The organism is Agrobacterium sp. 5Ca50 (assembly GCF_055381905.1).
Genome location: NZ_AP026439.1, coordinates 898941 through 923892 on the forward strand (window position 1 = coordinate 898941; position 24952 = coordinate 923892).

Annotated in this window: 22 protein-coding genes; 19 read left to right on the forward strand and 3 right to left on the reverse strand. The window is 54.4% G+C overall.

Annotated features, from left to right (window positions below; genetic code table 11):
• From ACZ5FM_RS21630 to ACZ5FM_RS21675, 10 genes are all read left to right on the forward strand, one after another.
• Positions 1–906 (forward strand): carbohydrate ABC transporter permease, encoded by a 906-nt coding sequence (locus tag ACZ5FM_RS21630; RefSeq protein WP_464040723.1) that lies wholly within the window; start codon positions 1–3, stop codon positions 904–906.
• A gap of 4 nt (positions 907–910) precedes the next feature.
• Positions 911–2020 carry an ABC transporter ATP-binding protein gene (locus ACZ5FM_RS21635; RefSeq protein ID WP_464040724.1) on the forward strand — a complete coding sequence of 370 codons (1110 nt, stop codon included), beginning with the start codon at positions 911–913 and terminating at the stop codon, positions 2018–2020.
• A gap of 41 nt (positions 2021–2061) precedes the next feature.
• A complete protein-coding gene (locus ACZ5FM_RS21640) occupies positions 2062–3333 on the forward strand; it encodes an ABC transporter substrate-binding protein (RefSeq protein WP_275642199.1) in 1272 nt (423 codons plus the stop codon).
• A gap of 62 nt (positions 3334–3395) precedes the next feature.
• On the forward strand, positions 3396–4907 hold the full coding sequence (gene pglA, locus ACZ5FM_RS21645; protein WP_464040725.1) for a polygalacturonase PglA: 1512 nt from the start codon (positions 3396–3398) through the stop codon (positions 4905–4907).
• Positions 4904–6028 carry a glycoside hydrolase family 88/105 protein gene (locus ACZ5FM_RS21650; protein ID WP_464040726.1) on the forward strand — a complete coding sequence of 375 codons (1125 nt, stop codon included), beginning with the start codon at positions 4904–4906 and terminating at the stop codon, positions 6026–6028. The genes pglA and ACZ5FM_RS21650 overlap by 4 nt, the downstream gene beginning before the upstream one ends.
• A 294-nt stretch (positions 6029–6322) precedes the next feature.
• A complete protein-coding gene (gene ytfQ / locus ACZ5FM_RS21655) occupies positions 6323–7282 on the forward strand; it encodes a galactofuranose ABC transporter, galactofuranose-binding protein YtfQ (protein ID WP_464040727.1) in 960 nt (319 codons plus the stop codon).
• A 260-nt stretch (positions 7283–7542) separates the two neighbouring features.
• Positions 7543–9075, forward strand: a complete 1533-nt coding sequence (locus ACZ5FM_RS21660; RefSeq protein WP_464040728.1) for a sugar ABC transporter ATP-binding protein — start codon at positions 7543–7545, stop codon at positions 9073–9075.
• A complete protein-coding gene (locus ACZ5FM_RS21665; RefSeq protein ID WP_464040729.1) occupies positions 9075–10115 on the forward strand; it encodes an ABC transporter permease in 1041 nt (346 codons plus the stop codon). The genes ACZ5FM_RS21660 and ACZ5FM_RS21665 overlap by 1 nt, the downstream gene beginning before the upstream one ends.
• Complete coding sequence (gene yjfF / locus ACZ5FM_RS21670) at positions 10112–11092, forward strand: galactofuranose ABC transporter, permease protein YjfF (protein ID WP_076846325.1); 981 nt, start codon at positions 10112–10114, stop codon at positions 11090–11092. The genes ACZ5FM_RS21665 and yjfF overlap by 4 nt, the downstream gene beginning before the upstream one ends.
• 149 nt (positions 11093–11241) lie before the next feature.
• Positions 11242–12141: a LysR substrate-binding domain-containing protein gene (locus ACZ5FM_RS21675; protein WP_464040730.1), complete on the forward strand. Its 900-nt coding sequence runs from the start codon at positions 11242–11244 to the stop codon at positions 12139–12141.
• A gap of 102 nt (positions 12142–12243) precedes the next feature.
• Here the strand turns inward: ACZ5FM_RS21675 and ACZ5FM_RS21680 are convergent, their stop codons facing one another.
• Positions 12244–12510 carry a CBU_0592 family membrane protein gene (locus ACZ5FM_RS21680; RefSeq protein ID WP_192489112.1) on the reverse strand — a complete coding sequence of 89 codons (267 nt, stop codon included), beginning with the start codon at positions 12508–12510 and terminating at the stop codon, positions 12244–12246.
• Positions 12511–12751: 241 nt separating this feature from the next.
• Between ACZ5FM_RS21680 and ACZ5FM_RS21685 the strand changes: the two genes are divergently transcribed.
• The 5 genes from ACZ5FM_RS21685 (at position 12752) to ACZ5FM_RS21705 (ending at position 19795) form a co-directional block, all read left to right on the forward strand.
• Positions 12752–14314 carry an ABC transporter substrate-binding protein gene (locus tag ACZ5FM_RS21685; protein WP_464040731.1) on the forward strand — a complete coding sequence of 521 codons (1563 nt, stop codon included), beginning with the start codon at positions 12752–12754 and terminating at the stop codon, positions 14312–14314.
• Positions 14314–15261, forward strand: coding sequence for an ABC transporter permease (locus tag ACZ5FM_RS21690; RefSeq protein ID WP_192489110.1), 948 nt, complete (start codon positions 14314–14316; stop codon positions 15259–15261). The genes ACZ5FM_RS21685 and ACZ5FM_RS21690 overlap by 1 nt, the downstream gene beginning before the upstream one ends.
• The gene (locus ACZ5FM_RS21695) at positions 15258–16082 is read left to right on the forward strand and encodes an ABC transporter permease (protein ID WP_464040732.1); all 825 of its coding nucleotides are present in this window, start codon (positions 15258–15260) and stop codon (positions 16080–16082) included. Before ACZ5FM_RS21690 ends, ACZ5FM_RS21695 begins: the two co-directional genes overlap by 4 nt.
• Positions 16079–17695, forward strand: coding sequence for an ABC transporter ATP-binding protein (locus ACZ5FM_RS21700; protein ID WP_464040733.1), 1617 nt, complete (start codon positions 16079–16081; stop codon positions 17693–17695). Before ACZ5FM_RS21695 ends, ACZ5FM_RS21700 begins: the two co-directional genes overlap by 4 nt.
• A 96-nt stretch (positions 17696–17791) precedes the next feature.
• Positions 17792–19795, forward strand: coding sequence for a CocE/NonD family hydrolase (locus tag ACZ5FM_RS21705; protein ID WP_464040734.1), 2004 nt, complete (start codon positions 17792–17794; stop codon positions 19793–19795).
• A gap of 43 nt (positions 19796–19838) precedes the next feature.
• Here ACZ5FM_RS21705 and ACZ5FM_RS21710 read toward each other — a convergent pair whose 3' ends face one another.
• Both ACZ5FM_RS21710 and ACZ5FM_RS21715 read right to left on the reverse strand, forming a co-directional pair.
• Positions 19839–20456, reverse strand: coding sequence for a nuclear transport factor 2 family protein (locus ACZ5FM_RS21710; RefSeq protein WP_464040735.1), 618 nt, complete (start codon positions 20454–20456; stop codon positions 19839–19841).
• 71 nt (positions 20457–20527) lie between these two features.
• On the reverse strand, positions 20528–21364 hold the full coding sequence (locus ACZ5FM_RS21715) for a tetrahydrofolate dehydrogenase/cyclohydrolase catalytic domain-containing protein (protein WP_464040736.1): 837 nt from the start codon (positions 21362–21364) through the stop codon (positions 20528–20530).
• Positions 21365–21490: 126 nt separating this feature from the next.
• Between ACZ5FM_RS21715 and ACZ5FM_RS21720 the strand changes: the two genes are divergently transcribed.
• The 4 genes from ACZ5FM_RS21720 to ACZ5FM_RS21735 are packed head-to-tail and all read left to right on the forward strand — an operon-like array spanning position 21491 to position 24946.
• Positions 21491–22072: an NAD(P)H-dependent oxidoreductase gene (locus tag ACZ5FM_RS21720; RefSeq protein ID WP_192489105.1), complete on the forward strand. Its 582-nt coding sequence runs from the start codon at positions 21491–21493 to the stop codon at positions 22070–22072.
• A 39-nt stretch (positions 22073–22111) separates the two neighbouring features.
• Complete coding sequence (locus tag ACZ5FM_RS21725; protein WP_464040737.1) at positions 22112–22891, forward strand: ABC transporter ATP-binding protein; 780 nt, start codon at positions 22112–22114, stop codon at positions 22889–22891.
• Entirely contained in the window at positions 22891–23745 is an 855-nt protein-coding gene (locus ACZ5FM_RS21730) for an ABC transporter permease (RefSeq protein WP_464040738.1), read from the forward strand. The genes ACZ5FM_RS21725 and ACZ5FM_RS21730 overlap by 1 nt, the downstream gene beginning before the upstream one ends.
• A 40-nt stretch (positions 23746–23785) precedes the next feature.
• Complete coding sequence (locus ACZ5FM_RS21735; RefSeq protein ID WP_464040739.1) at positions 23786–24946, forward strand: hypothetical protein; 1161 nt, start codon at positions 23786–23788, stop codon at positions 24944–24946.
• Positions 24947–24952 lie beyond the last annotated feature (6 nt).

A 24952-nucleotide genomic window follows, 5' to 3' on the forward strand; every position in this document is an offset into this window, starting at 1 on the left:
ATGGTCGATCAGACTGTTTCAAATATTCAGGGTGTCACGGAAGCAGAGCGCATTCGCGACAAGGAAGTCCGTCGCCAGCGCATCGGTGCAGTCCTTCGTTACGCCATGTTGGGTGGCGTTGGTTTGCTGATGCTCTACCCGCTGATCTGGCTGGTTGGTGCATCCTTCAAGACCAATGCCGAGATTTTCAATAATCCAGGTTTTTGGCCAGAAAACCCAACCCTTGATGGCTATGTCAACGGCTGGAAGACATCGACGCCGTACACATTTGGCACGTTCTTCTTGAATACGCTGTGGATCGTATTGCCAAAGATGATTGGTACCGCGATCTCCTGCACGGCGGTGGCTTACGGCTTTGCCCGGTTTGATTTTCCGTTCAAGAAAATCCTCTTCGCAACGCTGATCGCGACACTGCTTTTGCCGAATGTCGTCACGCGCATCCCGCAATACCTGCTGTTTCGTGATCTCGGCTGGCTCGACACTTACCTGCCGCTTTGGGTGCCATCTGCTTTTGCTGGCGACGCATTCTTTGTGTTCATGCTGGTGCAGTTCCTGCGCGCCATCCCGCGCGATATGGAAGAGGCTGCGCGTGTTGATGGCGCGTCCACCATGCAGACATTGCTGTTCATCGTCGTGCCACTTCTGATGCCGGCGCTCATATCGGTGTGCCTGTTCCAGTTCATGTGGACAATGAACGACTTCCTCGGTCCGTTGATCTATCTCTCATCGGTCGAAAAATACCCCGTCTCGCTAGCCCTCAAACTATCGATCGATACGACAGAGGCATTTGACTGGAACCGTATCTTGGCCATGTCGGTCCTGGCCATCACCCCTGCACTCGTCGTGTTCTTCGTCGCGCAGAAATACTTCATCGACGGCATCTCTGCTGGCGGCATCAAAGGATAACGAAATGGCTCGTCTTCAACTCAGAAATCTCGAAAAAGACTACGCTTCTTTCCGCGCCGTGCATGGCATCAACCTCGACATCGAGGACGGTGAATTTATGGTGCTGGTGGGTCCTTCCGGCTGTGCCAAGTCGACGACCTTGCGGATGATTGCCGGTCTGGAACGCATTACCGGCGGGGAAATTCGCATCGGTGGAGAACTCGTCAATGACAAGCCGCCGGGCGAGCGTGGCATTTCGATGGTCTTCCAGAACTACGCCCTTTATCCGCATATGAAAGTTCGCAAGAACCTGTCGTTCAGCATGCGCTTGAAGCGTCGCCCAAAGGACGAAATCGAAAACGCAACGCAGGACGTTTCCAAAACGCTGGAAATCGAAGCTTTGCTGGATCGCCTGCCCAAACAGCTTTCCGGCGGTCAGGCGCAGCGCGTGGCGGTGGGCCGCGCATTGATCAAAAAACCGCAGGTTTTCCTGTTCGATGAGCCTTTGTCTAACTTGGACGCAAAGCTGCGTGCCTCGATGCGGGTTCGCATCACCGATCTGCACAAGCGCCTGAAGGCTGAGGGGCAGCAGGCAACCGTTGTTTACGTGACCCATGATCAGACCGAAGCCATGACGATGGGTGACCGGATCTGCGTCATGAAGGAAGGCCACATCATGCAGGTGGCTGATCCGGTGACACTGTACAACAAACCAGCCAACTCATTCGTGGCAGGTTTCATCGGTAGCCCGGAGATGAACCTGATCGATGCGACGCTTGATAGTGACAGGTCGATCGATATTGCCGGTCAAAAACTGCAACTTGGTCCGCAGTTGATGGATCGCTTGGCAGCAAATGCGCCAAAGGACATCATTTTGGGCGTACGTCCGCAGCATTTCAGTCTTGCTGCACCAGATACCGCCAACGCGTTGTCCGGCAAGATCAGCCATGTCGAATTCATGGGTCATGAAGTCTATTTGCATGTGCAGGCCGGTAAAAATCGTCTGATCGCGGTTGTTCCGTCGCATGCCTATGACCGCAAAAGCCTTCGCGATGATCAGGTTTGGCTGAGCGCCGATGCTGCATCGGCCCACATTTTCAACCGCCAGTCCGGTGACAACATTAGTCTGGACTGACCCATCCATCATTCAACAGTCATTCCTTGGGAGGAGTTATTATGAAAAGAGTACTTATTACAGCGGTGCTGTTTGCTGCCACGAGCCTGAGTAGCGCCACTGCTGCCAATCTGCGCATGTCGTGGTGGGGCAGTGATGACCGCCATCTTGCGACGCAGGAAGCGCTGAAGGTTTGCGGCGCGAAGTTCGGTCACACGATTTCGCCAGAGTTTACCGGTTGGGGCGGGCACCAGGAAAAGATTGCAACTCAGCTAGCTGGACGCACCGAAGCTGACATCATGCAGATCAACTGGCCATGGTTGCCGATTTTCTCCAAGGGCGGTGAAGGTTTTGCTGACCTCAACCAGTACAAGGATGTAATCGACCTCAGCCAGTGGACAGATGCCGATCTGGAAAGCGGCGCCGTCAAGGGCAAGCTCAACGGCGTGCCGGTCTCAACGACTGCCCGTATCTTCATGTTCAATAAGACTACCTATGAAAAAGCTGGTGTTGCCCTGCCGACCACCTGGGATGAGCTGTTCGCATCCGCTCCTGTTCTTAAAGAAAAGCTGGGAGCGGACTATTATCCGTTTGAGGCTGCTCCTTCTGAAGGGAACGGTCTGAATGCACGTATCGTCGTTATCCTGCGCGCAACGCAAATGACTGGCAAGAGCTTCATCGACCCTGAAACCAACAAGGTCGCATGGTCGCCTGAAGAACTGACCGAAGCGCTGAACTTCTACCAGTCCATGGTCGACAAGGGTGTTATCGAATCCTGGAAGAGTTCATCGGCTGGGGGTAACCGACCGCTGTTTGAAAACCCGAAATGGGCAAATGGTCGTTATGCCAGTTCCTACCAGTGGGACAGCACCTACGGAAAAATTGCCGGTCCGCTTGAAGCGGGTCAGGAACTGGTCCCAACCAAGTCGCTGACCTCAGAGGGCGGCAAGACCGAGGGTATCTACCGTAAGCCGTCCATGCTGCTCGCCATTTCCAAGAACAGCAAGGAACCAAAGGCCGCTGCGGAGATCATCAATTGCCTTCTCAACGATCCTGAAGCTGTCACCATTCTTGGTGCGACACGCGGCATTCCTTCCAGCAAAGTTGCAATCAAGACGCTGACCGATGCGGGCAAGATCAAACCCGTGCAGGCCGATGCCTACAAGATCGTAATGGAATCGGAAGGTCCGAGCGTTTCACCTCTCAATGAACATCCGCGCGTCACGGATGCCTTCGATACCAACCTCGAAGCCTTCGCCTATGGCCAGCAGTCTGCGGAAGACACGGCGGCAGAAATTATTGCAAGCGTCGATGACGCCCTTGGCGGCATCTAATGCAGAAATTGCGGTGGGCTTTAGATAGCCCACCGCATTGAATGAAAAGGAATTTAAACAGCATGGCGCGCATAGATCTGTTAACCGCAACGGCACGTACCGCCAATTTCGCCTTTGGTGCTGGCCAGTATCTGCATGCCCTGACCCAACCGGTGGTCTGGTCTTTGCTGGGTGGTGATGGTCAACCGCTCGCCAAAGGGGAAAGCGATACCGTTGTATTCACTCTGTGCGATCTTGAGCCGAAATCGACATACTGGCTGGAGATGGGCGGAGAGAAAATCACCTTTGACACGGCTGCGGAAAGCCGTGTGATCGATATCTCCAAATTCGGCGCCTCACCCCAATCGCCCGACAATACAGCAGCCATTCAAGCCGCCATCGACGCTCTGCCGGATTATGGTACTTTACGAATTCCAGCTGGCGAATGGCAAAGCGGACCATTGTTCCTGAAAAGTCGTATGACGTTTTTAGTCGAGGATGGTGCCGTGCTAACTGGCCTCTCGGATCGCGCGGCCTATCCAATCCTGCCACCAAGACATGATGATGGACGTGTGCTTGGCACATGGGAAGGTGTTTCTGAAGCCTGTTACGCAAGCCTTGTTACGGCAATCGACTGTGAAGACCTGACAATCACCGGTGCCGGCGTAATCGATGGCGGCGGAGATCGTGGCGACTGGTGGACATGGCCCAAGGAAACACGAGATGGCGCACGCCGTCCACGCACGATTTTTGTCTCTGGCAGCACCCGCGTAACGATATCGGGCATCGTGGTGCGCAATTCCCCTGCATGGACGGTTCATCCGGTGTTGAGCCGGGATATCAGAGCTATCGGGCTGACGATAGAGAATGATCCCAACTCACCCAATACAGATGGACTTAACCCGGAATGCTGCACCAATGTTTTGCTGCAAGGTATTCGTTTCTCGGTTGGAGATGATTGCATCGCTATCAAGGCTGGCAAACGTGACCCAAAAGGTGGGCTGGACCAGCCGTGCGAGGATATCCGCATTGAGAATTGCCTCATGGAACGTGGGCATGGCGGTGTCGTCATTGGCAGCGAAATGAGCGGTACTGTCCGCAACGTTCAGGTTCGGCGCTGTGAGATGGTCGATACTGACCGCGGTCTGCGCATCAAGACGCGCCGCGGGCGTGGCGGCCTTGTTGAGAATATCAGCGTTGAGGACTGTGCCATGCGCGGTGTTCAGGCGCCGCTGGTCATCAATGCATTTTATTTCTGTGATGAGGATGGGCGATCGGATTACGTACAAAGCCGGGAGGCTTTGCCGATCAATGATGCGACCCCGCGTATTTCGGGAGTTACCGTGCGCAACGTCGTGGCCGATCGTGTTGCGATTGCCGCCGCTGCCTTCTACGGTCTGCCGGAAGCGCCGGTTGAAAAAATCACTATCGAAAATTATCGCGTGACATTTGACCCTCACGCGATCGCCGATGCCCCCGACATGGCTTGCCATATGGAGCCTGTCCGCCACGCGGGCATCATCAGTGAAAACGCTGCATTCCTAAAAAAGGAAGGCATCGTCTTGTCGACTATCAGCCAGAGTAGTGCCGTATGACCCTCAATCTTGATGAATATTTCAACGCCTATGCCAGTGACTACAGCTATTACAAAGGCGGAAGCTGGTGCTACGAGGATGGTTGCCTCTATCGCGGGCTGATCGCCCTTTTTGGGGCAAGCGGAAACCGGCAATGGTTCAGCCATATGAAACGTCTTGTCGATGGTCAGATCAGCGACAATGGAGAACTGCGTGGTTATTCCATTTCCGAATATAATATCGATCACATTCTGCCCGGCCGGGCACTGATTACACTCTACATGGCAGATCCACAGCCCCGCTACCGTAAGGCGCTGGACCACCTGCTTCGCCAGTTGCAAAGTCATCCGCGCACATCGGCGGGTCCGCATTGGCACAAGCTGCGTTATCCGCATCAGATTTGGTTGGACGGCCTTTATATGGCCCTGCCGTTCAAGGTCGAATATGCCGCGCTTATAGGTGACAATGCCTTGGTGGATGAGGCGCTGGATGAAATGTTGACAGCGCTCGAATTGACCTTCGATGCGCCGAGTGGTCTTTTCCGTCACGGCTATGATGAGGAACGTCTGCAAGCATGGGCAAACCCGCAGACCGGACTTTCGCCGGCCCATTGGGCGCGGTCGATTGGCTGGCTCTGTATGGCGCTTGCCGACACGATCGAGGTTGCGCCGCCCAGTGAAAAGCGCGATGCCTTGTCTCAGTGGTTTGCAAGCCTTTTGGTGCGGCTTGAGGCATTGCGGACAGCCGATGGTCGTTGGCTGCAGGTTATCGATCAACCGCAACTTGACGGCAATTATGCCGAGAGTTCCGCAACGGCAATGTTCGCCTATGCCTTCATCAAGGCGGCACGCCTGGGCGTCAAGAATGGTGACGCGACGGTTGGGATAAAGGCACTCACAAGTCTGGAAGAGAATGCCCTGAAGCCAAATGCCAGCGGGCGTATTGTTCTTCAGGATATATGTTGTGTGGCGGGTCTTGGTGGTTTCGAAGGCAACTACCGTGACGGGACGCCTGCCTACTATGTTTCTGAAACCCTGAGGGATGACGATATCAAGGGTGTTGCTCCGCTAATGATGGCACATGCGGAGCGTTTGCTTGCAATGGTTGGTGTCTCGGAACAGACAGCACGTATAGCCAGCTAACCCTACTGTTCGTCACACAATAGCAATCTATACAAAACGCCGGTGAAGAACCGGCGTTTTTTTGCCTATTTATCATACTTTTAATTCGTGACCGCGTAGGTTTTCGTGCTGTTGTCGTTGAAGGTTTTTGTTGCAAAAGTCATACTAAATATCTGTTTTTATGTTGTTTTGTTTTGCATTTTTTTGAATTGTCGCAGGAATTGTTCGGAGGCACATAAAAACTTCTTCCCAAGAGTAATACTATATGCTCATATGGTTGTGTCATTGCTACTATCATCTCTGGGAGGATTTAAGGTGAGAAAAGCACTCGCGGCATTTACTGTCGCTTTTTCCGTGTGCCTTGCATCAGGCGTTTCGGCTCAATCGCTTACAGTTGGCTTCTCGCAGATCGGATCTGAATCCGGTTGGCGTGCTGCTGAAACTACCGTCACCAAGCAGCAAGCGGAGAAGCGTGGCATCACACTGAAGTTCGCTGATGCCCAGCAAAAGCAGGAAAACCAGATCAAGGCCGTGCGTGGCTTTATCGCGCAGGGCGTTGATGCCATCCTTATTGCGCCGGTTGTTGCAACTGGCTGGGATGCTGTTTTGAAGGAAGCCAAGGAAGAAAAGATTCCGGTAATCCTTCTTGACCGTCAGATCGAAGCTCCGGATGACCTTTATCTGACTGCCGTCACCTCGGATCAGGTTCATGAAGGCAAGGTCGCCGGTGAATGGCTGGTCAAGGATGTTGGCTCCAAGGACTGCAAGGTGGTGGAGCTTCAGGGCACAACCGGTTCGTCCCCTGCCATCAACCGTAAGAAAGGCTTTGAAGAAGCCATTGCTTCGCAGGCAAACATAAAGATCGTGCGTTCGCAGACAGGTGACTTTACCCGTGCCAAGGGTAAGGAAGTCATGGAAAGCTTCATCAAGGCTGAAGGCGGCGGCAAGGACATCTGTGCCGTTTATGCGCACAATGATGACATGGCTGTCGGTGCCATCCAGGCAATCAAGGAAGCTGGCCTCAAGCCTGGTACGGACATCAAGGTCGTATCGATCGATGCCGTGCCGGATATCTTCAAGGCAATGGCTGATGGTGAGGCCAACGCGACAGTCGAGTTGACGCCTGACATGGCTGGCCCTGCCTTTGATGCGCTGGATGCGTATCTGAAGGACAAGAAAGAGCCTGCAAAGTGGATCCAGACGGAATCCAAATTGTACACCGCTGCTGATGATCCGATGAAGGTCTATGAAGCGAAGAAGGGCCTCGGCTACTAAGTCGCAGGAACTTCCCGTCGAAACAACAAGACAAAAGATAGGGCATTCCCGTGATGCGGTTTTGAGCGGGAGTGCCCTACCTGCAATCGAGAGAGATGCGGTGGGTCAGCTCACCGCGTCTTCCCTACAGTGCGAGGACAATGCCGCGCCGTTTGTGCGTGCCGCAGCCCTGGCTTTGTAACGTGTTCGAAATGCTGCGTAATCCCTGGTTATCCGCGTACCCAAGGGTTTGATGCAGGCAGTTGGCAGGAACCTGATATATGGCAGTAAAGGCCCCACTTCTTGAAGCGCGCACCATTGGAAAATCATTCCTTGGTATTCCCGCGCTGGATGGAGTTGACTTCACGCTGAACGAAGGTGAAGTCCATGCCCTTCTGGGTGAAAACGGTGCAGGAAAATCCACTCTCATCAAAATTCTGACTGGCGTTTACACGCGTGATCGCGGTGCGATTTTTTTGGATGGCGATGAAATCTCCCCCTCCAATGTCGGTGAGGCCCAGCTTCTGGGGATCGGTACGGTGTATCAAGAGGTAAACCTTCTTGAGAACTTGACTGTCGCCGAAAACCTGTTTCTCGGACGCCAGCCACGACGTTTCGGTCTGGTTGACCGCAAGGAAATGAACCGCAGAGCGACTGTTTTGCTGGCCCGCTACGGTCTGTCGATTGATGTCACGTCATTGCTTTCCAGCTATTCTGTCGCCGTACAGCAGATTATAGCCATTGCACGTGCTGTTGACCTCTCAGGGAAAGTGTTGGTGCTTGATGAACCGACTGCCAGTCTCGACAGCCATGAGGTCGAGATGCTGTTTGCGGTGCTTCGCCAGTTGCGTGATGAGGGCCTTGGTATCGTTATCATCACCCATTTTCTTAATCAGGTGTATGACATTGCTGACCGTGTGACAGTTTTGCGCAATGGTCGTCTGGTTGGCTCTCGCGAGATTGCCAGTTTGCCGCGCTCGGAACTTATTTCCATGATGCTGGGACGCGAGTTGCAGCAGGTCACACATCACAGCCATGCGACGGAAGAAACCGTTGCGGATGGCACGGCGCCGATCCGGTTTGAAGGATATGGAAAGCGCGGCAGTGTTGCGCCGTTCAATCTGTCCATTCGCCCCGGTGAGGTTGTTGGCATTGCCGGTTTGCTGGGATCAGGCCGCACTGAAACGGCATTTCTACTATTTGGCGTGGATAAATCCGATAGTGGCACTGCCACGGTTGACGGACAGCAGATCACCCTTTCGACACCGGAAACGGCGATTGCACATGGCTTTGGCTTCTGTCCCGAAGAGCGCAAGACCGACGGCATTATTGGCGATTTTTCAGTCGCTGATAACATCGCGCTTGCCTTGCAGGCACGGCAGGGTTGGGCAAAACCATTGTCGCGACGCCAGAAGGCTGCCTTGGCAGATGATTTTATCAAGTCACTGGACATCCGCCCTGCTGACCGTGAGCGCCCGATCAAGTTTTTGTCCGGTGGCAACCAGCAAAAAGCCATTCTGGCACGGTGGCTTGCCACCAATCCACGGCTGCTGATTCTGGATGAGCCGACACGCGGCATCGATATTGGTGCGCATGCGGAAATCCTGAAAATGATCGAGAGGCTCTGCGAACAGGGCATGTCTCTGGTCGTCATTTCCTCCGAACTGGAAGAACTGACGGCGATTGCGCATCGTGTCATCGTTCTCTCTGATCGCAAGCACGTCGCCGAATTGAGCGGTGATGCCGTCAATGCGGATGCCATCATGCAGGCGATTGCAGATGCCGCTGCCGCATCTAGAACGGAGGCCGCGTGATGACCATGATTGTTTCGCGCTTCAAACGTCTTGCGCCGCAGCTTTGTGCGCTTGCCATTATCCTCGCAGTCATTGCGGTCCTATCACCTGGTTTCCTGACGATCTCATTTCAGCAGGGCCGCCTTTATGGCAGCTTGATCGATATTCTGGTGCGTGCTGCGCCTGTCGCACTTCTCACCATTGGCATGACGCTCGTGATTGCGACGCGAGGTATCGATCTTTCGATTGGGGCAGTGATCGCGATCTGCGGCGCAGTTGCCGCCACGCTCATCAGTGATGGCCACTCGTTGCCTATGGTTATTATCGTTTCATTGGCGGTCGGCATTGCTTGCGGTCTCTGGAACGGTCTACTCGTGGCGGTTCTCGACATCCAGCCGATCATCGCCACACTTATACTGATGGTTGCCGGGCGTGGCATTGCCCAGCTGATTACCGAGGGTGTTATTCTAACCTTCAACAACGACACCTTTGCAGCCATTGGATCCGGGTCATTTGCAGGCGTTCCCCTGCCCGTGTTGATCTGGATCTGTGCGGCGCTCATCATCGGCATTCTTGTGCGGCGAAGTGCGCTAGGCTTGTTGATTGAAGCGACCGGCATCAATCGCCGGGCTGCTTCACTTGCTGGCGTCAAAGCGCGTGTGTTGTTGTTTTTTGTCTATGCTATTTCCGGGCTCTGTGCGGCACTGGCAGGACTGATTGTGACCGCCGATATCAGAGGTGCGGACGCTAACAATGCCGGCCTGTGGCTGGAATTGGATGCAATCCTTGCCGTGGTTATTGGTGGCACCTCACTGAATGGCGGTCGTTTTTCTATCGCTGCGTCATTGATCGGCGCCTTGATTATTCAGGCGATCAACACCGGCATTCTGGTTTCCGGTTTCCCGCCGGAATTCAACCTGATCATCAAGGCCGGGATCATCATCATCGTCCTGACGCTGCAGTCGCCGGCGATCTCGACTTTCATCAGTTTTCTGAGACCTGAAAAATCAAAACAAAAGACAGCGACATCAAATGTTACCAGAGAAGGGCCGGCACAATGATCCACACCCGCAATCTGCCCTTTCTGGCTGCTTTGGTAATCTTTCTCATCGCTTACGCGCTTTGCGTGGCGCAATTCCCCAATATGTTGTCGACCCGTGTTATCGGCAATCTTCTGACGGATAATGCGTTTCTCGGCATTGCCGCCGTTGGCATGACCTTTGTCATTCTGTCCGGCGGTATCGACCTTTCCATCGGCTCTGTCATTGCCTTTGCCAGTGTCTTTGTCGCGGTGCTGGTTGGATCGTATGGCGTTCATCCGCTGGTCGCTTTCGCAGCGGTTCTGGTCATTTCGACGCTGTTCGGATGCTTGATGGGCGGCATGATCCGCTTTCTCGGCATTCCCCCGTTTGTTGTAACGCTGGCTGGCATGTTTCTGGCGCGTGGTGCTGCCTATCTCATCTCCACCCAGTCGGTGCCGATCTCACACCCGGTTATTGATGCCATTCAGGGCTTCTATTTCCGTTTTCCTGGTGGCGGCCGGCTGACTGCGCTGGCAATCGTCATGTTGCTGGTGTTTGCAGCTGGCATCATCATTGCCAGCAGAACCCGCTTTGGCGCCAACGTTTATGCGCTGGGGGGCAATCAACAGTCGGCGGAATTGATGGGTGTGCCGGTTGGCGCTACCACCATTGGCATCTACGCTCTGTCCGGCTTCCTGTCGGGTTTGGCAGGAATTGCCTACACGCTTTACACATCGTCCGGTTATTCACTGGCAACCGTTGGTGTTGAGCTGGATGCTATTGCGGCCGTAGTGATTGGTGGCACACTTTTGACAGGCGGGGCCGGTCTGGTGGCGGGCACCTTCATTGGCCTGCTCATTCAGGGATTGATCCAGACTTATATCGTGTTCGAAGGGACGCTGTCGTCGTGGTGGACAAAGATTGTCATCGGCATTCTGCTGTTTGTCTTCATTGTCTTGCAGCGAGGAATTGTCTGGTACTCCAACCGCAAGCTGACTGCAGCAGCGCATGCCTGATAGGTAACGTTCCCGTTGCAGGCCCTTACTCTTGACAGTTGAAAATTAAGGCCGTCCAGCCGTATAAGGCTGAATGCATGAGCGGGGTGCTGAATTAGGGCTAAAAAGGCAACCCAGGCCATGATTTGCTTCAAATCTGGAGATGGCACATGGGAACGGCAACTCGGCTTCCGCCGCTGGAGGCGCTGGTGGTTTTTGAAACCGCTTCGCGGCTCGGCAGCTTTTCCCGTGCGGGCATTGAATTGGGCCTGACGCAGAGTGCCGTCAGTCGCCAGATCAGCAAACTGGAGGCATTCATTGGTTCCAAGTTGTTTGATCGCGTACCGACTGGTGTCCGTCTGACGACCATGGGTGAAAACTATTCGATCGACGTCTCACGGCTCATTTCCGAAATAGCCAGCGTGACGGATAGTGTGCGCTCATGGTCTGGCGCACGACAGATCACCATTGCCTGTTCACGCGGTATTGCTGACCAGTGGTTTTTACCCCGCCTCTCGAAACTGAAGCAGGACATCGCCGGTGTCGAACTTAGACTGCGGGTGACCGATGATGTCGCGCATCTGCGTCTTGATGAATTTGATTTGGCAATTTTCTACCGCAAGGAACGCCCGATCGGTGTCTGGTTGTCCGAACTTGGGCGGGAGGAAGTGGTGCCGGTTTCCAAGGGGGGGATGCCTGACCTCATGGACCAGAAAGCGCCCGTTCTGATCTCGATTGAAGATTCGATGCGCGAATGGCAGGACTGGCGCGACTGGTGGCATTCATCACAGATCACCCCACCGCAGGACGCTATTCAATGGCGGCTTGGCGACTACGGTCTTTGCGTTGCTGCGGCATCGCAAGGGCTTGGAGTAACCTTGGGCTGGACATGGCTTATCCGCGATCAGTTGGATAGCGGCGCGCTTGTTCCCATGCATTCGCACACGATGCGCTCTGAGGGAAAGTTCTATCTTATGCGTCCGTCAGATCGCCATCAGCGCAAAATTGTGCGCGAGGTTTCAGATTGGCTTATCGCCAATAATCAGGAAACTACACGGGAACATTTGTAATACGGCGCAGTTGCGCTGTTTGCTAAAACCATACGTAGAAACCAAAGCGCACCCTGTCTTTGATGCGCTTTGGTGGCGGTTGACATACGTCAACGATCAATCCTAGACAGGCACAACACGGGCTTTACGACGCTTTTCCATCAGGAAACGCGTGTAGCCGATAATCGTAAAAATCAGCCACGCTACCTGCGAGATGAGTGAGCCGATATTGAAGTTCCACATCAGCGAATAGATGAGTGCAACACCGCCCAGAACATTGAGAAGCGTGTAACGCCCGTCTTCAATCGTCAGGAAGCGCAGCTGCAACAGAGCATAGGCGAAGAGATAGAAAAAAGCTCCTGCAAGGCCAACAAAATCAGCAAGCCCCATGGTTCACTCCATACGCGATAACCCCTGTGTCTCAGGGGAATAATGACACCGGACAGGCTCCGGCGTTGCTCATCTACTCCGCTTGAAAAAGAAACCAATACATTGAGATTTCATGCCCCCATGCATAAAAATCATACCCCCTCGGAGCGTCGCTTAGCTAGTACCGAACGATGGAGTACGATAGGGCAATGGCCTCGGCCGAGCCTTGCTGCGGCTTGGATAAAAACAGGGAACCCATAGTATGACGTCTTCACCCTTTTCCTTTGCAATCAATCGGCGAGGCTTCCTTGCTGGTGCCGCCGGTTTGACTGCGCTTTCTGCCGGTTTCATTACCGATGCGCGCGCCCAAGGTTCCGAAACTCCGAAAAAAGGCGGTGTTTTGAAGCTTGGTATCGGCGGTGGCAGCACGACTGACAACCTCGATCCGCGCATTCTGAAAGACTGGGTTCCCGTCAACCAGGCCTTCATGATCATGAACGGCCTTGTCGAAATCGATGCCAACAATCAGGCTGTTCCTGAACTGTTTGAAAGCTGGGAAGCGCAACCTGGTGCGGTTGAGTGGACCTTCAAACTGCGTCAAGGTGTCACGTTCCACAACGGCAAGGCCCTGACAGTTGAAGACGTCATCTACTCGATCAACCTACACCGTGGTGAAACCACCTCCGCTGCTCGCTCGGTTGCGGCAGCCTTGAAGGCAGTCGAGAAGGTCTCCGAAAGCGAAGTGAAGATCGTGCTGGAAAGCGGCAACGCTGACCTGCCTTACATTCTGTCCGATTACCACTTCCTGGTCGTTCCCGATGGCTGGACGGATTTCAGCAAGCCTGTTGGCACTGGACCGTTCGTTTACGAGAGCTATGATCCGGGCGTCCGTTCGCGCTTCACCCGCAACCCAAACTACTGGAAGCCGAATGCTGCCCACGTCGATGCGGTAGAAGTTATCGTTATCAATGACATTTCGGCCCGTACCAACGCCATGATGTCCGGTCAGGTTCATGCGATCAACCAGCTCGACTTCAAGACCGTTGACCTGCTGCGCCGCAACCCGAACCTCAATATTGTTCAGTCGGCCGGTGGCCAGCACTTCACATTTTTGATGGATTGCACACAGGCGCCTTACACGGACAACAACGTCCGTCTGGCGCTGAAGCACTCGATCGACCGTGAGCAGTTGCTGAAAACCGCGCTGCGTGGGTACGGCCGCATCGGTAACGACCATCCGATCCCAAGCTCGGACCGTTTTTATGCGGCGGACCTGCCACAGCGTCCATACGATCCCGAAAAGGCGAAGTTCTACCTCAAGCAGGCAGGTCTCGACAGCCTAAAGGTTGAGCTTTCTGCTTCTGAAGCTGCCTTCTCTGGTGCTGTTGATGCGGCTGCGATCTTCCGCACAGCTGCTGCTGCAAGCGGCATCGAAATTTCGCTCAAGCGCGAACCGGCTGATGGTTACTGGGATAACGTCTGGATGAAGGCGCCGTTCTGCATGTCCTATTGGGGCGGCCGTCCGACTGCAGACCAGATGCTGACCATCGCCTATGCCTCGACCTCGGCACAGAACGATACGCATTGGAAAAATGACAGCTTCGACAAGAAGCTGGTCGAAGCGCGCGCATTGCTCGATGATGCAAAGCGCAAAGAAATCTACGCTGAACTTCAGGGCCTGATTTCCGATGACGGCGGCGCGATTATCCCGATGTTCGGCGATTACCTTGACGCTGCTTCCAAGAAACTGAAGGGCGTGACCACCCACCCCATGTTCAACTTCATGGGCGCACGCCTTGCTGAAAAGGTCTGGTTGGAAGAATAATGACAAAACTTATCCTGAAGCGCGTTGCTTTGGGTATTTTGACGCTACTGCTGGTGTCGGCGCTTATTTTCGCCGGCACTCAGCTTCTGCCCGGTGATGTGGCGTCAGCGATACTCGGCCAGAACGCTACGCCTGAATCCCTTGCCGTCCTTCGCGCCGATCTCGGTCTGGACCAGCCTCTCCTGCAACGCTATTTCACTTGGCTCGGCGGTTTTGTAACCGGCGATCTCGGAAACTCTTTGGCCAACCGTCAGCCTGTCGCGGATCTTCTGTGGCCACGCTTTTGGAACACCATGGCGCTGGCGCTTTATGCCGCTCTCGTCAGTGTACCCGTTGCCATCCTTCTCGGCCTCCTCAGTGCTATCTGGCGCGGTAGCCTTTTCGACCGGATCGTCAATGTCGTTGCGCTGGGATTTGTTTCCCTGCCAGAATATTTTCTCGGCCTGCTGCTAATCCTGTTCGTATCGGTGCATTACAACCTGCTACCAAGCCTTGCTGATATCTATCCTGGCATGAGCTTTACCGATTGGTTAAAGGCGACAACATTGCCAGCCTTGACGCTGGTCCTGGTTACGGTTGCCCAGATGCTGCGTATGACCCGTACTGCCGTTCTGGCGGTTATGGATCAGGCCTACGTGGAAACGGCATACCTCAAGGGTTTGCGTACCAAACGTGCCGTGATGCGTCACGCGCTTCCCAATGCTGCGGCCCCCATTGTCAATGTTGTCTCGTTTAACATTGCCTATCTCATTACCGGTGTAGTGCTGGTGGAAGCGGTGTTCAACTATAACGGCCTTGGCCGGTTCATGGTTGACGCTGTTTCGAAACGCGATTTGCCTCTGGTTCAGGCGGCTGCATTGGTCTTTGGTGCCGCTTACGTCATTCTGAACATCATCGCCGATGTTTCGGCAATCGCCCTCAACCCGCGTTTGAGGCATCCACGATGAAAACCATTCGTTCCATCACTCCGACCGCATGGGTCGGTCTGTTTATCATTTCCGTCAACATCATCCTGTTTGTTCTGGGGCCAAGCATCGCACCATTTGGACAGGAAGAAATTGTCGGCGCACCGTTTGACGCTCCGTCGGCTGCCCACTGGTTCGGCCTTGATCAGAACGGTCGTGACATGCTGTCGCGTCTGCTTGCCGGTGCACAGATTTCGATCGGTGTTTCCCTGGCGGCTTCACTTATGTCGTTTACCATTGGCATCACCTTCGGTTTTATTGCTGCGATTTTCGGTGGCTGGCTGGATACCGTTCTGTCGCGCATTGTCGATACGGTCATGTGTATACCGGTTCTGATTTCGGCACTGGTGGTTCTTCAGGCGCTTGGTTCATCCATTCCGGTGTTGATCATCACGATCGCGCTGCTGGATTCGACCCGTGTGTTCCGTCTGGCCCGCATCGTGGCGCAGGGTGTTAACGTGCTTGAATATGCCGAAACGGCGCGTCTGCGTGGTGAAGGTCTGTTGTGGCTGGTTTTCAAGGAAATCCTGCCCAATGCCTTGCCTCCATTGATTGCTGAATTCGGTCTGCGTTTCTGCTTTACCTTCCTGTTCGTTGCGGGTCTGTCCTTCCTTGGACTTGGCGTGCAGCCACCATTCGCCGACTGGGGCGGTATGGTGAAGGATAACCAGCAGGCTATTCTTTATGGTCTTTACGCGCCGCTCTATCCGGCTGCTGCCATTGCCATTCTGACGATTGGCGTCAACCTCGTGGTTGACTGGTTGCTGGCTGGCCGCAGTTCAGTTCAGGGAGCAGACAGATGAGCGATAGCAATGTTCTGCAAATCCGTGGCCTCAAGGTTGCGGCTCCGAATGGCGCCATTCTCGTCGACAATGTCGATCTCGACTTGAAACGCGGCGAGGTAAAGGGACTGATCGGTGAATCCGGTGCGGGTAAATCCACCATTGGCCTTGCGGCCATGGGCTATGGCCGTAACGGTTGCCGTATCGTCGACGGTGAAATTCTCGTCGACGGCGTGTCGCTGATGAGGGTAACGCGTGCAGGCCGCGAGGCTGTGCGCGGTGCACGGATCGCTTACGTGGCACAGAGTGCTGCTGCGGCTTTTAATCCGGCCATGAAAATTGGCGAGCAGATCATGGAAGGTCCGCTTTATCACGGTATCATGAACCGGCAGGAGGCGCAGGCCTGGATGCTGGAACTGTTGCAGACGCTGCAACTGCCGGATTACCAGAACTTTGGCAACCGGTATCCGCACCAGGTGTCCGGTGGTCAGTTGCAGCGTGCCATGGTTGCCATGGCCATGTCCTGCCGCCCGGATATTCTGGTTCTGGACGAGCCGACCACAGCGCTTGATGTAACGACGCAGATCGAGGTTCTCGCGCTGCTACGTAGTCTGATCCAGCGGTACAACACCGCGGCACTTTACATTACGCACGATCTGGCTGTTGTTGCGCAGATTGCCGACAGCATTACTGTTCTTCGTCATGGAAAACAGGTTGAAGCAGGTTCTGCCGAACAAATCCTGGAGCATCCGCAGGAGGACTACACGCGTCGTCTTGTCTCGGAGCGTGAAGCCAGCATTGCCGGCAGTGGTGCGCACCACAAGGGCGGTGAAGTGCTGCTCGATGTGCGTGACGTCACAGCCTACTACGGCAAGAAGAAAGTGCTGACTGACGTAAATTGCCAACTTCGCAAGGGCGAAACGCTTGCGGTCGTGGGTGAATCCGGATCGGGTAAATCGACCCTCGCCCGTGTCATTGCTGGCCTGCCTCCACACTCCTCAGGTGTTATCTCTCTCGCTGGCCAACGAGTTGCCGACAACTACACCAAGCGCAGCCGTGAAGAATTGCGTCGCATCCAGCTGGTTTACCAGCTTCCGGATGTTGCGCTGAACCCGCGTCAGACTGTTGGTGAAATCATTGGTCGTCCAATGTCGTTCTACTTCGGCATGAATGAAGAGCAGCGCAAAGCAGAAGTGGCGCGCATACTCGACCTGATCGGTCTGCCGCAGGATTTTGCCGAGAGACTGCCAAAGGCGCTGTCGGGTGGCCAGAAGCAACGTGTGTGTATTGCACGTGCTCTTGCTGCACGGCCTGACCTCATCATCTGCGATGAGGTGACGTCGGCTCTTGACCCTCTGGTGGCTGAAGAAATTCTGAGACTTCTGCGATCCTTGCAGGACGAGTTGGGTGTTTCGTACCTGTTCATCACCCATGACCTTGGTGTTGTTCGCCGTCTGGCTGATCGCACCATGGTGATGCAGCATGGCCGCATCGTTGAAACCGGTACGACGGAGGAAATCTTCAAGCCTCCTTACCAGCCTTACACCGAACAGCTGATTACCTCTGTTCCGGAACTGCGCCGCGACTGGCTCGATGACGTGCTGGCAAAACGTGACGGCGTTACTGCTGCCTGATTTCAAGTGGCGGCTGCTCTGAGGATCGGCCGCCACTTCTGCTCTCCTTTCGCGGTGGCAAGCGCCTGACCGCAACAGCTTCAATTGGAATATCCCATGACAGTACATGTTGAAGAACATATCTGGATCACGATGAGCGATAGTGTGCGCCTTGGTGCCCGCCTCTGGCTGCCCGAAGATGCAGAAACGTCGCCCGTTCCGGCAGTTCTCGAATATATCCCTTACCGCAAGCGTGACGGCACCCGCGGTCGTGATGAGCCGATGCATGGCTATTTTGCAGCACAGGGTTATGCCGCCATTCGTGTTGATATGCGCGGAACGGGTGAATCCGACGGCCACATGGCGGACGAGTATCTGAAGCAGGAACAGGATGACGCCCTTGAGGTGATCGACTGGATTTCGCGTCAGCCATGGTGCAGCGGCAATGTCGGCATGATGGGCAAAAGCTGGGGTGGCTTCAACAGCCTTCAGGTTGCCTCCCGCCGTCCACCGGCATTGAAGGCAATAATTACGGCCTATTCGACGGATAACCGTTACACCGACGACATCCACTACATGGGTGGTCTGTTGCTCAACGACAATCTGTGGTGGGGCACGATCATGCTTGCCTACCAAAGCCGTCCGCTTGATCCAAAAATCGTTGGTGACAGCTGGCGTGACAGCTGGCTGGAACGGCTTGAAAAGCTGCCGTTTTTCCCGGCTTTGTGGCTCGAGCATCAGCGCTACGATGACTACTGGAAGCATGGTTCGGTTTGCGAAGACTGGAACGATATCCAGTGCCCTGTTCTGGCAATCGGTGCCTGGGCGGACAGCTATACAAACCCGGTATCTCGCCTGCTTGAAAACCTCACAGTTCCGCGCCGCGGCATCATCGGTCCATGGGGTCACATCTATCCACAGGACGGGGTGCCTGGCCCGGCAATCGGTTTCCTGCAGGAAGCGACACGCTGGTGGGATCATTGGCTGAAGGGCAAAGAAACCGGCATCATGAATGAGCCGATGATGCGCGCCTTTGTGTGCGACACCATTGAGCCGACCGGCACCCGCACCACAACCAATGGTCGTTGGGTTGGTGAAGCCGAATGGCCGTCGCCAGCGATTTCACCCAAAAAACTGCATCTTGGTGCAGATCGCAGCCTGACCGAAGCGGCGACAACAGAAGGTGTTCTGTCCATTCGTTCACCGCAGAGCCACGGCAAGGCTGCTGGCGAGTGGATGTCGACCGGTTGCCCGGGTGAACACCCTACGGATCAGCGCCTCGACAATGGCGGCGCGCTTGTTTTTGAAACCGCGACATTGCAGGACGATCTCGACGTGCTTGGAGCGCCTGTTGTGCGCCTGCGCATTGCTGCAGATTGCCCTGTTGCGCAGATCAACCTGCGTCTTAACGATGTCCTGCCGGATGGGCGCGTCTCCCGCACCAGCTATCAGGTGTTCAACCTGACCCACCGTGACAGCCATGAAAATCCGGAAGCGCTTGTCCCAGGTCAGTTTTATGACGTTGCTATCAAGCTGAATGATTGCGGTTATCGTTTCGCCAAGGGGCACAAGATCCAGCTGGCAATTGCAACGGCCTATTGGCCGATGGTCTGGACCGCTCCTTATGATGCCACCTTGAGCATTTCGGTTGCCGAAAGCGCGCTGGAACTGCCGCAGCGTGCTGCCGGCGACGGCATTGCCGTTTCCTTTGCCGCACCTGCTCATGGCCCATTCACACCGGTCACACAAACAGATGCTGGCACGGTTCGCCGTTGGACCGAGCAGGACCATGAAACCGGCATCAATACCTACATTACTGAGGGTGTTGGTGGTCTGTTCGGAGAAGGTGTGCTGCGTTTCGACGAGATCGACACCGAGTTGAGCCATAGCTTGCGTCGCGAGTTGACCATCCAGGATAACGACCCGCTGACTGCAAAATACGTGCTGACGCAGACCTATGAAATGGGTCGTGAAGGTTGGCGCATCAAGGTTGAAAGCCGCACAGCAATGACCTCCGATAGAGACAATTTCTATCTAACAGGCACATTGACGGCTTACGAAAATGGCGCAGCGGTGAAGACTCGCGAGTGGGACGAGAGTTTCAAGCGCGATCTGATGTAAATGAATATCCCCGGACAGTTCCAGAAACTGCCCGGGGATTTCTTTAAGGACAAGTGTTGGTTGGCGCAGCCTTAACCAGCGGAAAACAGCCTTTCCATTGCTCGGTACGAGGTGGCCATGGCGTCAAAGTTTCAGGGCTTTCTTCAAGCTGCAAAACGCCCTGCGCCTGCAGGTCTTTGACCCGTCCGTCGAGATATTCCTTGATGACGCTGATCTTGCCGTTCTTGACGTGGGCGATCCAGACATCATTCACCACCTGGCGGTTGCCACTCTGAAACGTGCGGAACTGCAATTCGGCTGCGATACGACCCTTTTCCATGTCGATGAAGAATGCATCAGCCGGAAGGTAGATACTGGTATCCTTGGCATTTTTGCAGAACTGTGCGAGATCCTCCAACATCTTGTCACGGCCGGAAACATGATTGGTCGGGTAGGAAAACTCCACATCCTCGGCCACCGTGTTTTTCATCAGACTTGCGTTGCAGGATGCCCAAGCTGCGGCTAGGTCGAAAATGAGGTTCTGCATGGCAGCGCGGCCCGCATTCTTCTCGACTTCTCCGGCATATGTAACACCAGTGCGCACTTCAGCGGCAATGCCCATTGCAGGTATAAGCAGGCATACGACCGTAGCCGCTGCCATTGTTTTTATTGTCCCAAACATGTCGTATTCCTTCCAGCCTCACCCGCGAGCCGGGATATGCTCGACATAAGAATACGTTTCTTCGCTACAAATCAAACGATAGTCGAAGCTGCTTCTGCTGCTTCCAGAATATTTCGAAACAGGCATGCTGTGGTAAGGGGGCCAACGCCATCAGGCACATGTGTGATGACCGAGGCGATGCCTCTGAGTGCTGCCTGATCCGCATCTCCGACGAGTCCTGTTGCGGTGCGATTGATCGCAACGTCGATGACAATAGCGCCTTTGGCAACGTGGTTTGCATCAAGCAATTTTGGAACGCCAGCGGCCGTTATGATGATGTCCGACCGGAGTGTGTGTGACGGTAAATCCCGGGTTGCTGCATGTGTGATGCTGACGGTTGCTTCCTGATCCAACAACATCTGTGCAAGTGGCCGCCCGACAATGCGAGACGCACCGATAATGGTGACGTTTTTCCCGTTTAGAGAGCTCACCAGTTCCTGCGCCATAAGCACGCAAGCCTGCGCTGTTGCAGGAGCGCGGGATGGAACCCCAAGTGCAAGTCTGCCCGCATGAAGCGGGTGCAGACCGTCTATGTCCTTGTCGGGACCAAGGGCCAATGCCAGATCGACAGGTTCAACGTCTGATGGCAGTGGATAGAGAGTGGCAACGGCATCAACAACAGGGTCGTCCCTTAAGACGGTGATGCGTTCGAAGAGGTCCGCCGCATTTGCCGGGTATGTTTCGGTTTCCACCTTTATGCCCGCTTGCAGTGCCATCGAACGTAAGCGTTCTGCATAGGCATTCATGCCGGCATTTGCCTGATCCAACAGGATCGTGCAGCGCGGTGACCTTGCCATCGCTGATGAGCGCTTTAGCGTGTCCGCATTGATCCCCGCAGCGATTTCGAAACCGGTGACAATACTGGTCATGAAATTGGGCTCCACTTTATGCCTGTCACGGCTTCTGACGCGGTTTTGCTCTCTCGCGCAACAAATTTGATATCAGCCCTCTGAGGGAGATTTCCTTTTCCGGGATAATTTCTTAAAGCTTCGGCAATGAAAGTACATGTCATCTATGCTCACCCGTTGAAAGACAGCCTGAATGCCAGGCTGCATCAAGTCGTTGTCGAAAGTCTCAAGGCCGCCGGCCATGAAGTTGACGACCTCGATCTCTATGCTGAAGGCTTCGACCCCGTTTTGTCGGAAGCCGATCGTCGGGACTATCACGATGTCAGCATCAATCGCAGCCGCGTGGCACCTTATGTTGACCGGCTGAAAAATGCCGATGCGCTGGTACTCTGTCATCCAATCTGGAATTTTGGCTGGCCTGCCATTTTGAAAGGCTATTTTGATCGTGTTTTTCTGCCGGATGTGTCCTTTGTATTGAAGGATGGAAAACTCGGTCCCGGTCTTGCCAACATCAAGAAACTGGCGACGGTGACGACCTACGGATCACCGCGCTGGCGGGCAATTTTTCTCGGTGATACACCGCGTCGCAATGCGACCCGTTTTCTACGTGTTGTGTGTAATCCCCGCGTAAAGGTGAGTTATAATGCCCTTTACAACATGAACAACGCCAAGCCTGAACGGGTAGAAGCATTCATTGAAAAAATACGCAGGGACATGTCACGGTTCTAAGCGATAACAAGGCTATCTACCAATGAACCCATCAATGCCATGACGACAGGAGACAGCACCTTCCCGTCACATTTGCCACAGGCCAATACCGCTCTCGCCTTCGATCAGGTCTCGCTGCGCTTCCCTGATGGTGTGCAGGCGCTGCAAGATGTCACATTGTCCGTAAAGACCGGGGAGTTCGTTTCGATTGTCGGACCATCGGGTTGCGGAAAATCGACATTGTTGCGCTTGGCGTCCGGTTTAATCCGGCAGACGGCTGGCGATGTTTGGGTGGACAGGCAACAACTGGGTTACACTTTCCAGGATGCTACACTTCTGCCTTGGCGAAAAGTTCAGGCCAATGTCGAACTGCTGATGGAACTGAGGGGCTATTCCCTGACGGATCGCCAGAAGATTGCCCGTGAACAAATTGATATGGTTGGTCTTTCCGGTTTTGAGGATTATTATCCTAAAAGCCTTTCCGGCGGCATGCGTATGCGCGTTTCACTGGCAAGATCGCTCGCTTTAAACCCCAATGTCTTCTTGTTCGATGAGCCCTTTGGTGCATTGGATGAGATCACCCGCGAACGCCTGAATGATGAGGTGATGGCCCTTTACCTCAATCAAGGTTTCAGTGGTCTATTCATTACACATTCCATTGCAGAGGCTGTCTATCTCTCCAGCAAGGTAGCGGTGATGTCGAATAGACCCGGCCGCATTGTCGAAGTTTTTGATGTGGACTTCGCTTATCCACGCGAGCCGGATTTGCGTTACACGCCTGAATTTTCAGCTCTGTGTGGCGAAATTTCTAAATCCCTGCGCAAGGTGATGGAAGCGTAATGAAGCCCCAGAAACCGTTGTTGGAACGCCAATCCGCCATATCACCGGCCCGACCGTTGGGTTTCGCACGTCAATTGCTGAAGGCCTTCTTGCCGCCTCTGATCATGGGTGGCGTCTTGTTCTGTCTATACGTCTTTGTGCGCGGCAACCTTGAGCCGCATCGCCAGTTCCTGATGCCAGGTGTCAGCGATCTCTGGTCACAGGCATTTGGAATTGCCGCTGTGCGCGAAGAGCTGCTGGAGCGTTCCATCACCACCATGTCGATTGCGCTTGCAGGATTGGGTATTTCGATACCGACAGGTATTTTCCTCGGCATCATCATGTTCCGGTTCTATGTGATGGAACGAGCGGTTTTCCCTTACCTTGTTGCCTTGCAGTCCATTCCGATCATGGCAATCATCCCGCTCATTCAAAGCGCGCTGGGGTTCGGTTTTTTTCCGAAAGTGCTGATTGTTGCGCTGTTTACTTTCTTTGCCATTCCAACCACGCTTCTTCTGGGGCTGAAAAGCGTTGACCGTGGTATCATCGATCTGTTTCGCCTTCAGGGCGCCAGCTGGTTTGTCATGTTGCGCAAGGCTGGACTGCCGTCAGCGGCCCCTGCCCTGTTTGCGGGGTTGCGTATTTCGGGCAGTCTGGCGGTTATTGCGGCAATCGTTTCAGAGCTGTTCTTCCTGTCTGGACGCGGTGGACTGGGCCAGATGCTGATGAACACCAAGATCGACTTCAAATACGAACAGATGTATGCGGCGCTTATCGTAGCGTCGATCCTGTCGATCTGCGTGTATGTGTTCTTCAACTGGCTGGGAAACCGGCTGTTTTCACAGTGGCATGAATCGGCGCGCCGCAATAAATAGACTGGCCGCTGCGGAGGCGAACGGGATGAGGGAAACGACCATGAATAAAACAAGCGCATTTTTTCTGTCAACTGTGATTGCGGCAACCGCAGCCACATCGCTGCGGGCGCAGGAGCCCGGCGCATTTGCCGAAGAACATTACACGACCTCGCTGAAGGACGTGTGCCCCAGCCCGCTTTACATTCAGAAGGACTGGCTGGCGCAGGCCGAACATGGCGGGCTTTACCAGTTGATCGGTGCCGGTGGTAAAATGGAAACCGGTCGTTATTCCGGCCCACTCGGCGCAACGGGCATCGAACTCGTGCTGCTGGAAGGCGGCAGCGGTGTTGGTCTTGGCGATGGCGAGACCGCCTATTCCGCGCTTTACAACGGCAACTCAAAAGCCGGCGTGACACCGCAGATCGGTTTTCAGGAACTGGACAACGCGTTCATTTTTTCCAAGCGTTTTCCTGTCGTCGGTGTGATGGCGCCGCTTGATAACTCCCCGACCGCGCTTTTCTGGGACAAGGCAACCTACCCAGACGGCTTCAAGTCGATCGCCGATCTGAAGGCCTTTGCAGAAAGCGACAAGGGCAAGATCTATGTATCCACCATCAAGCGAACCTTCGGGCTCTACCTTGTCGAACAGGGCGTGCCGAGCGATGTTTTTGTTGAGGGCTATCGAGGTGACGGCGAAAACTTCGTTACGAACAACGGTACATGGCTCAATCAGGGTTTTGTGACCAACGAGGTCTACAAGTTCAGCCACGGCAACAACTGGGGCAAACCGCTTGACTATCTGCTGATCGATAGTCTCGGCTACCGCAATTATACCGGAATGCTGTCGGTGGCGACAAACCGTCTGGAAGAGCTGGCGTCATGCCTCGAAAAATTGGTTCCTTTGATCCAGCAGGCCCATATCGACTACGTGAAAGATCCGGCCGAAGTAAACAAGCTGATCTTTGAATTCAACCAGGCCGGACTTGCCGCAAGCTGGTGGAAAACACCTATGGACCTGATTGATAACGCGTCCAAGGTCATGGTGGAAACCGGTGTCATCGGCAACGGCCCAAATGCGACCATTGGGGATTTCGACATGGAGCGCGTTGCGGAAATGTTGAAGATCGTCAAGTCACGGCTGGATGAGCGTGCCGATCCAGATGTTACACCGGAGCAGATCGTTACAAATCGCTTTATCGATCCGTCCATTGGTCTGAAGTAAGGTTTT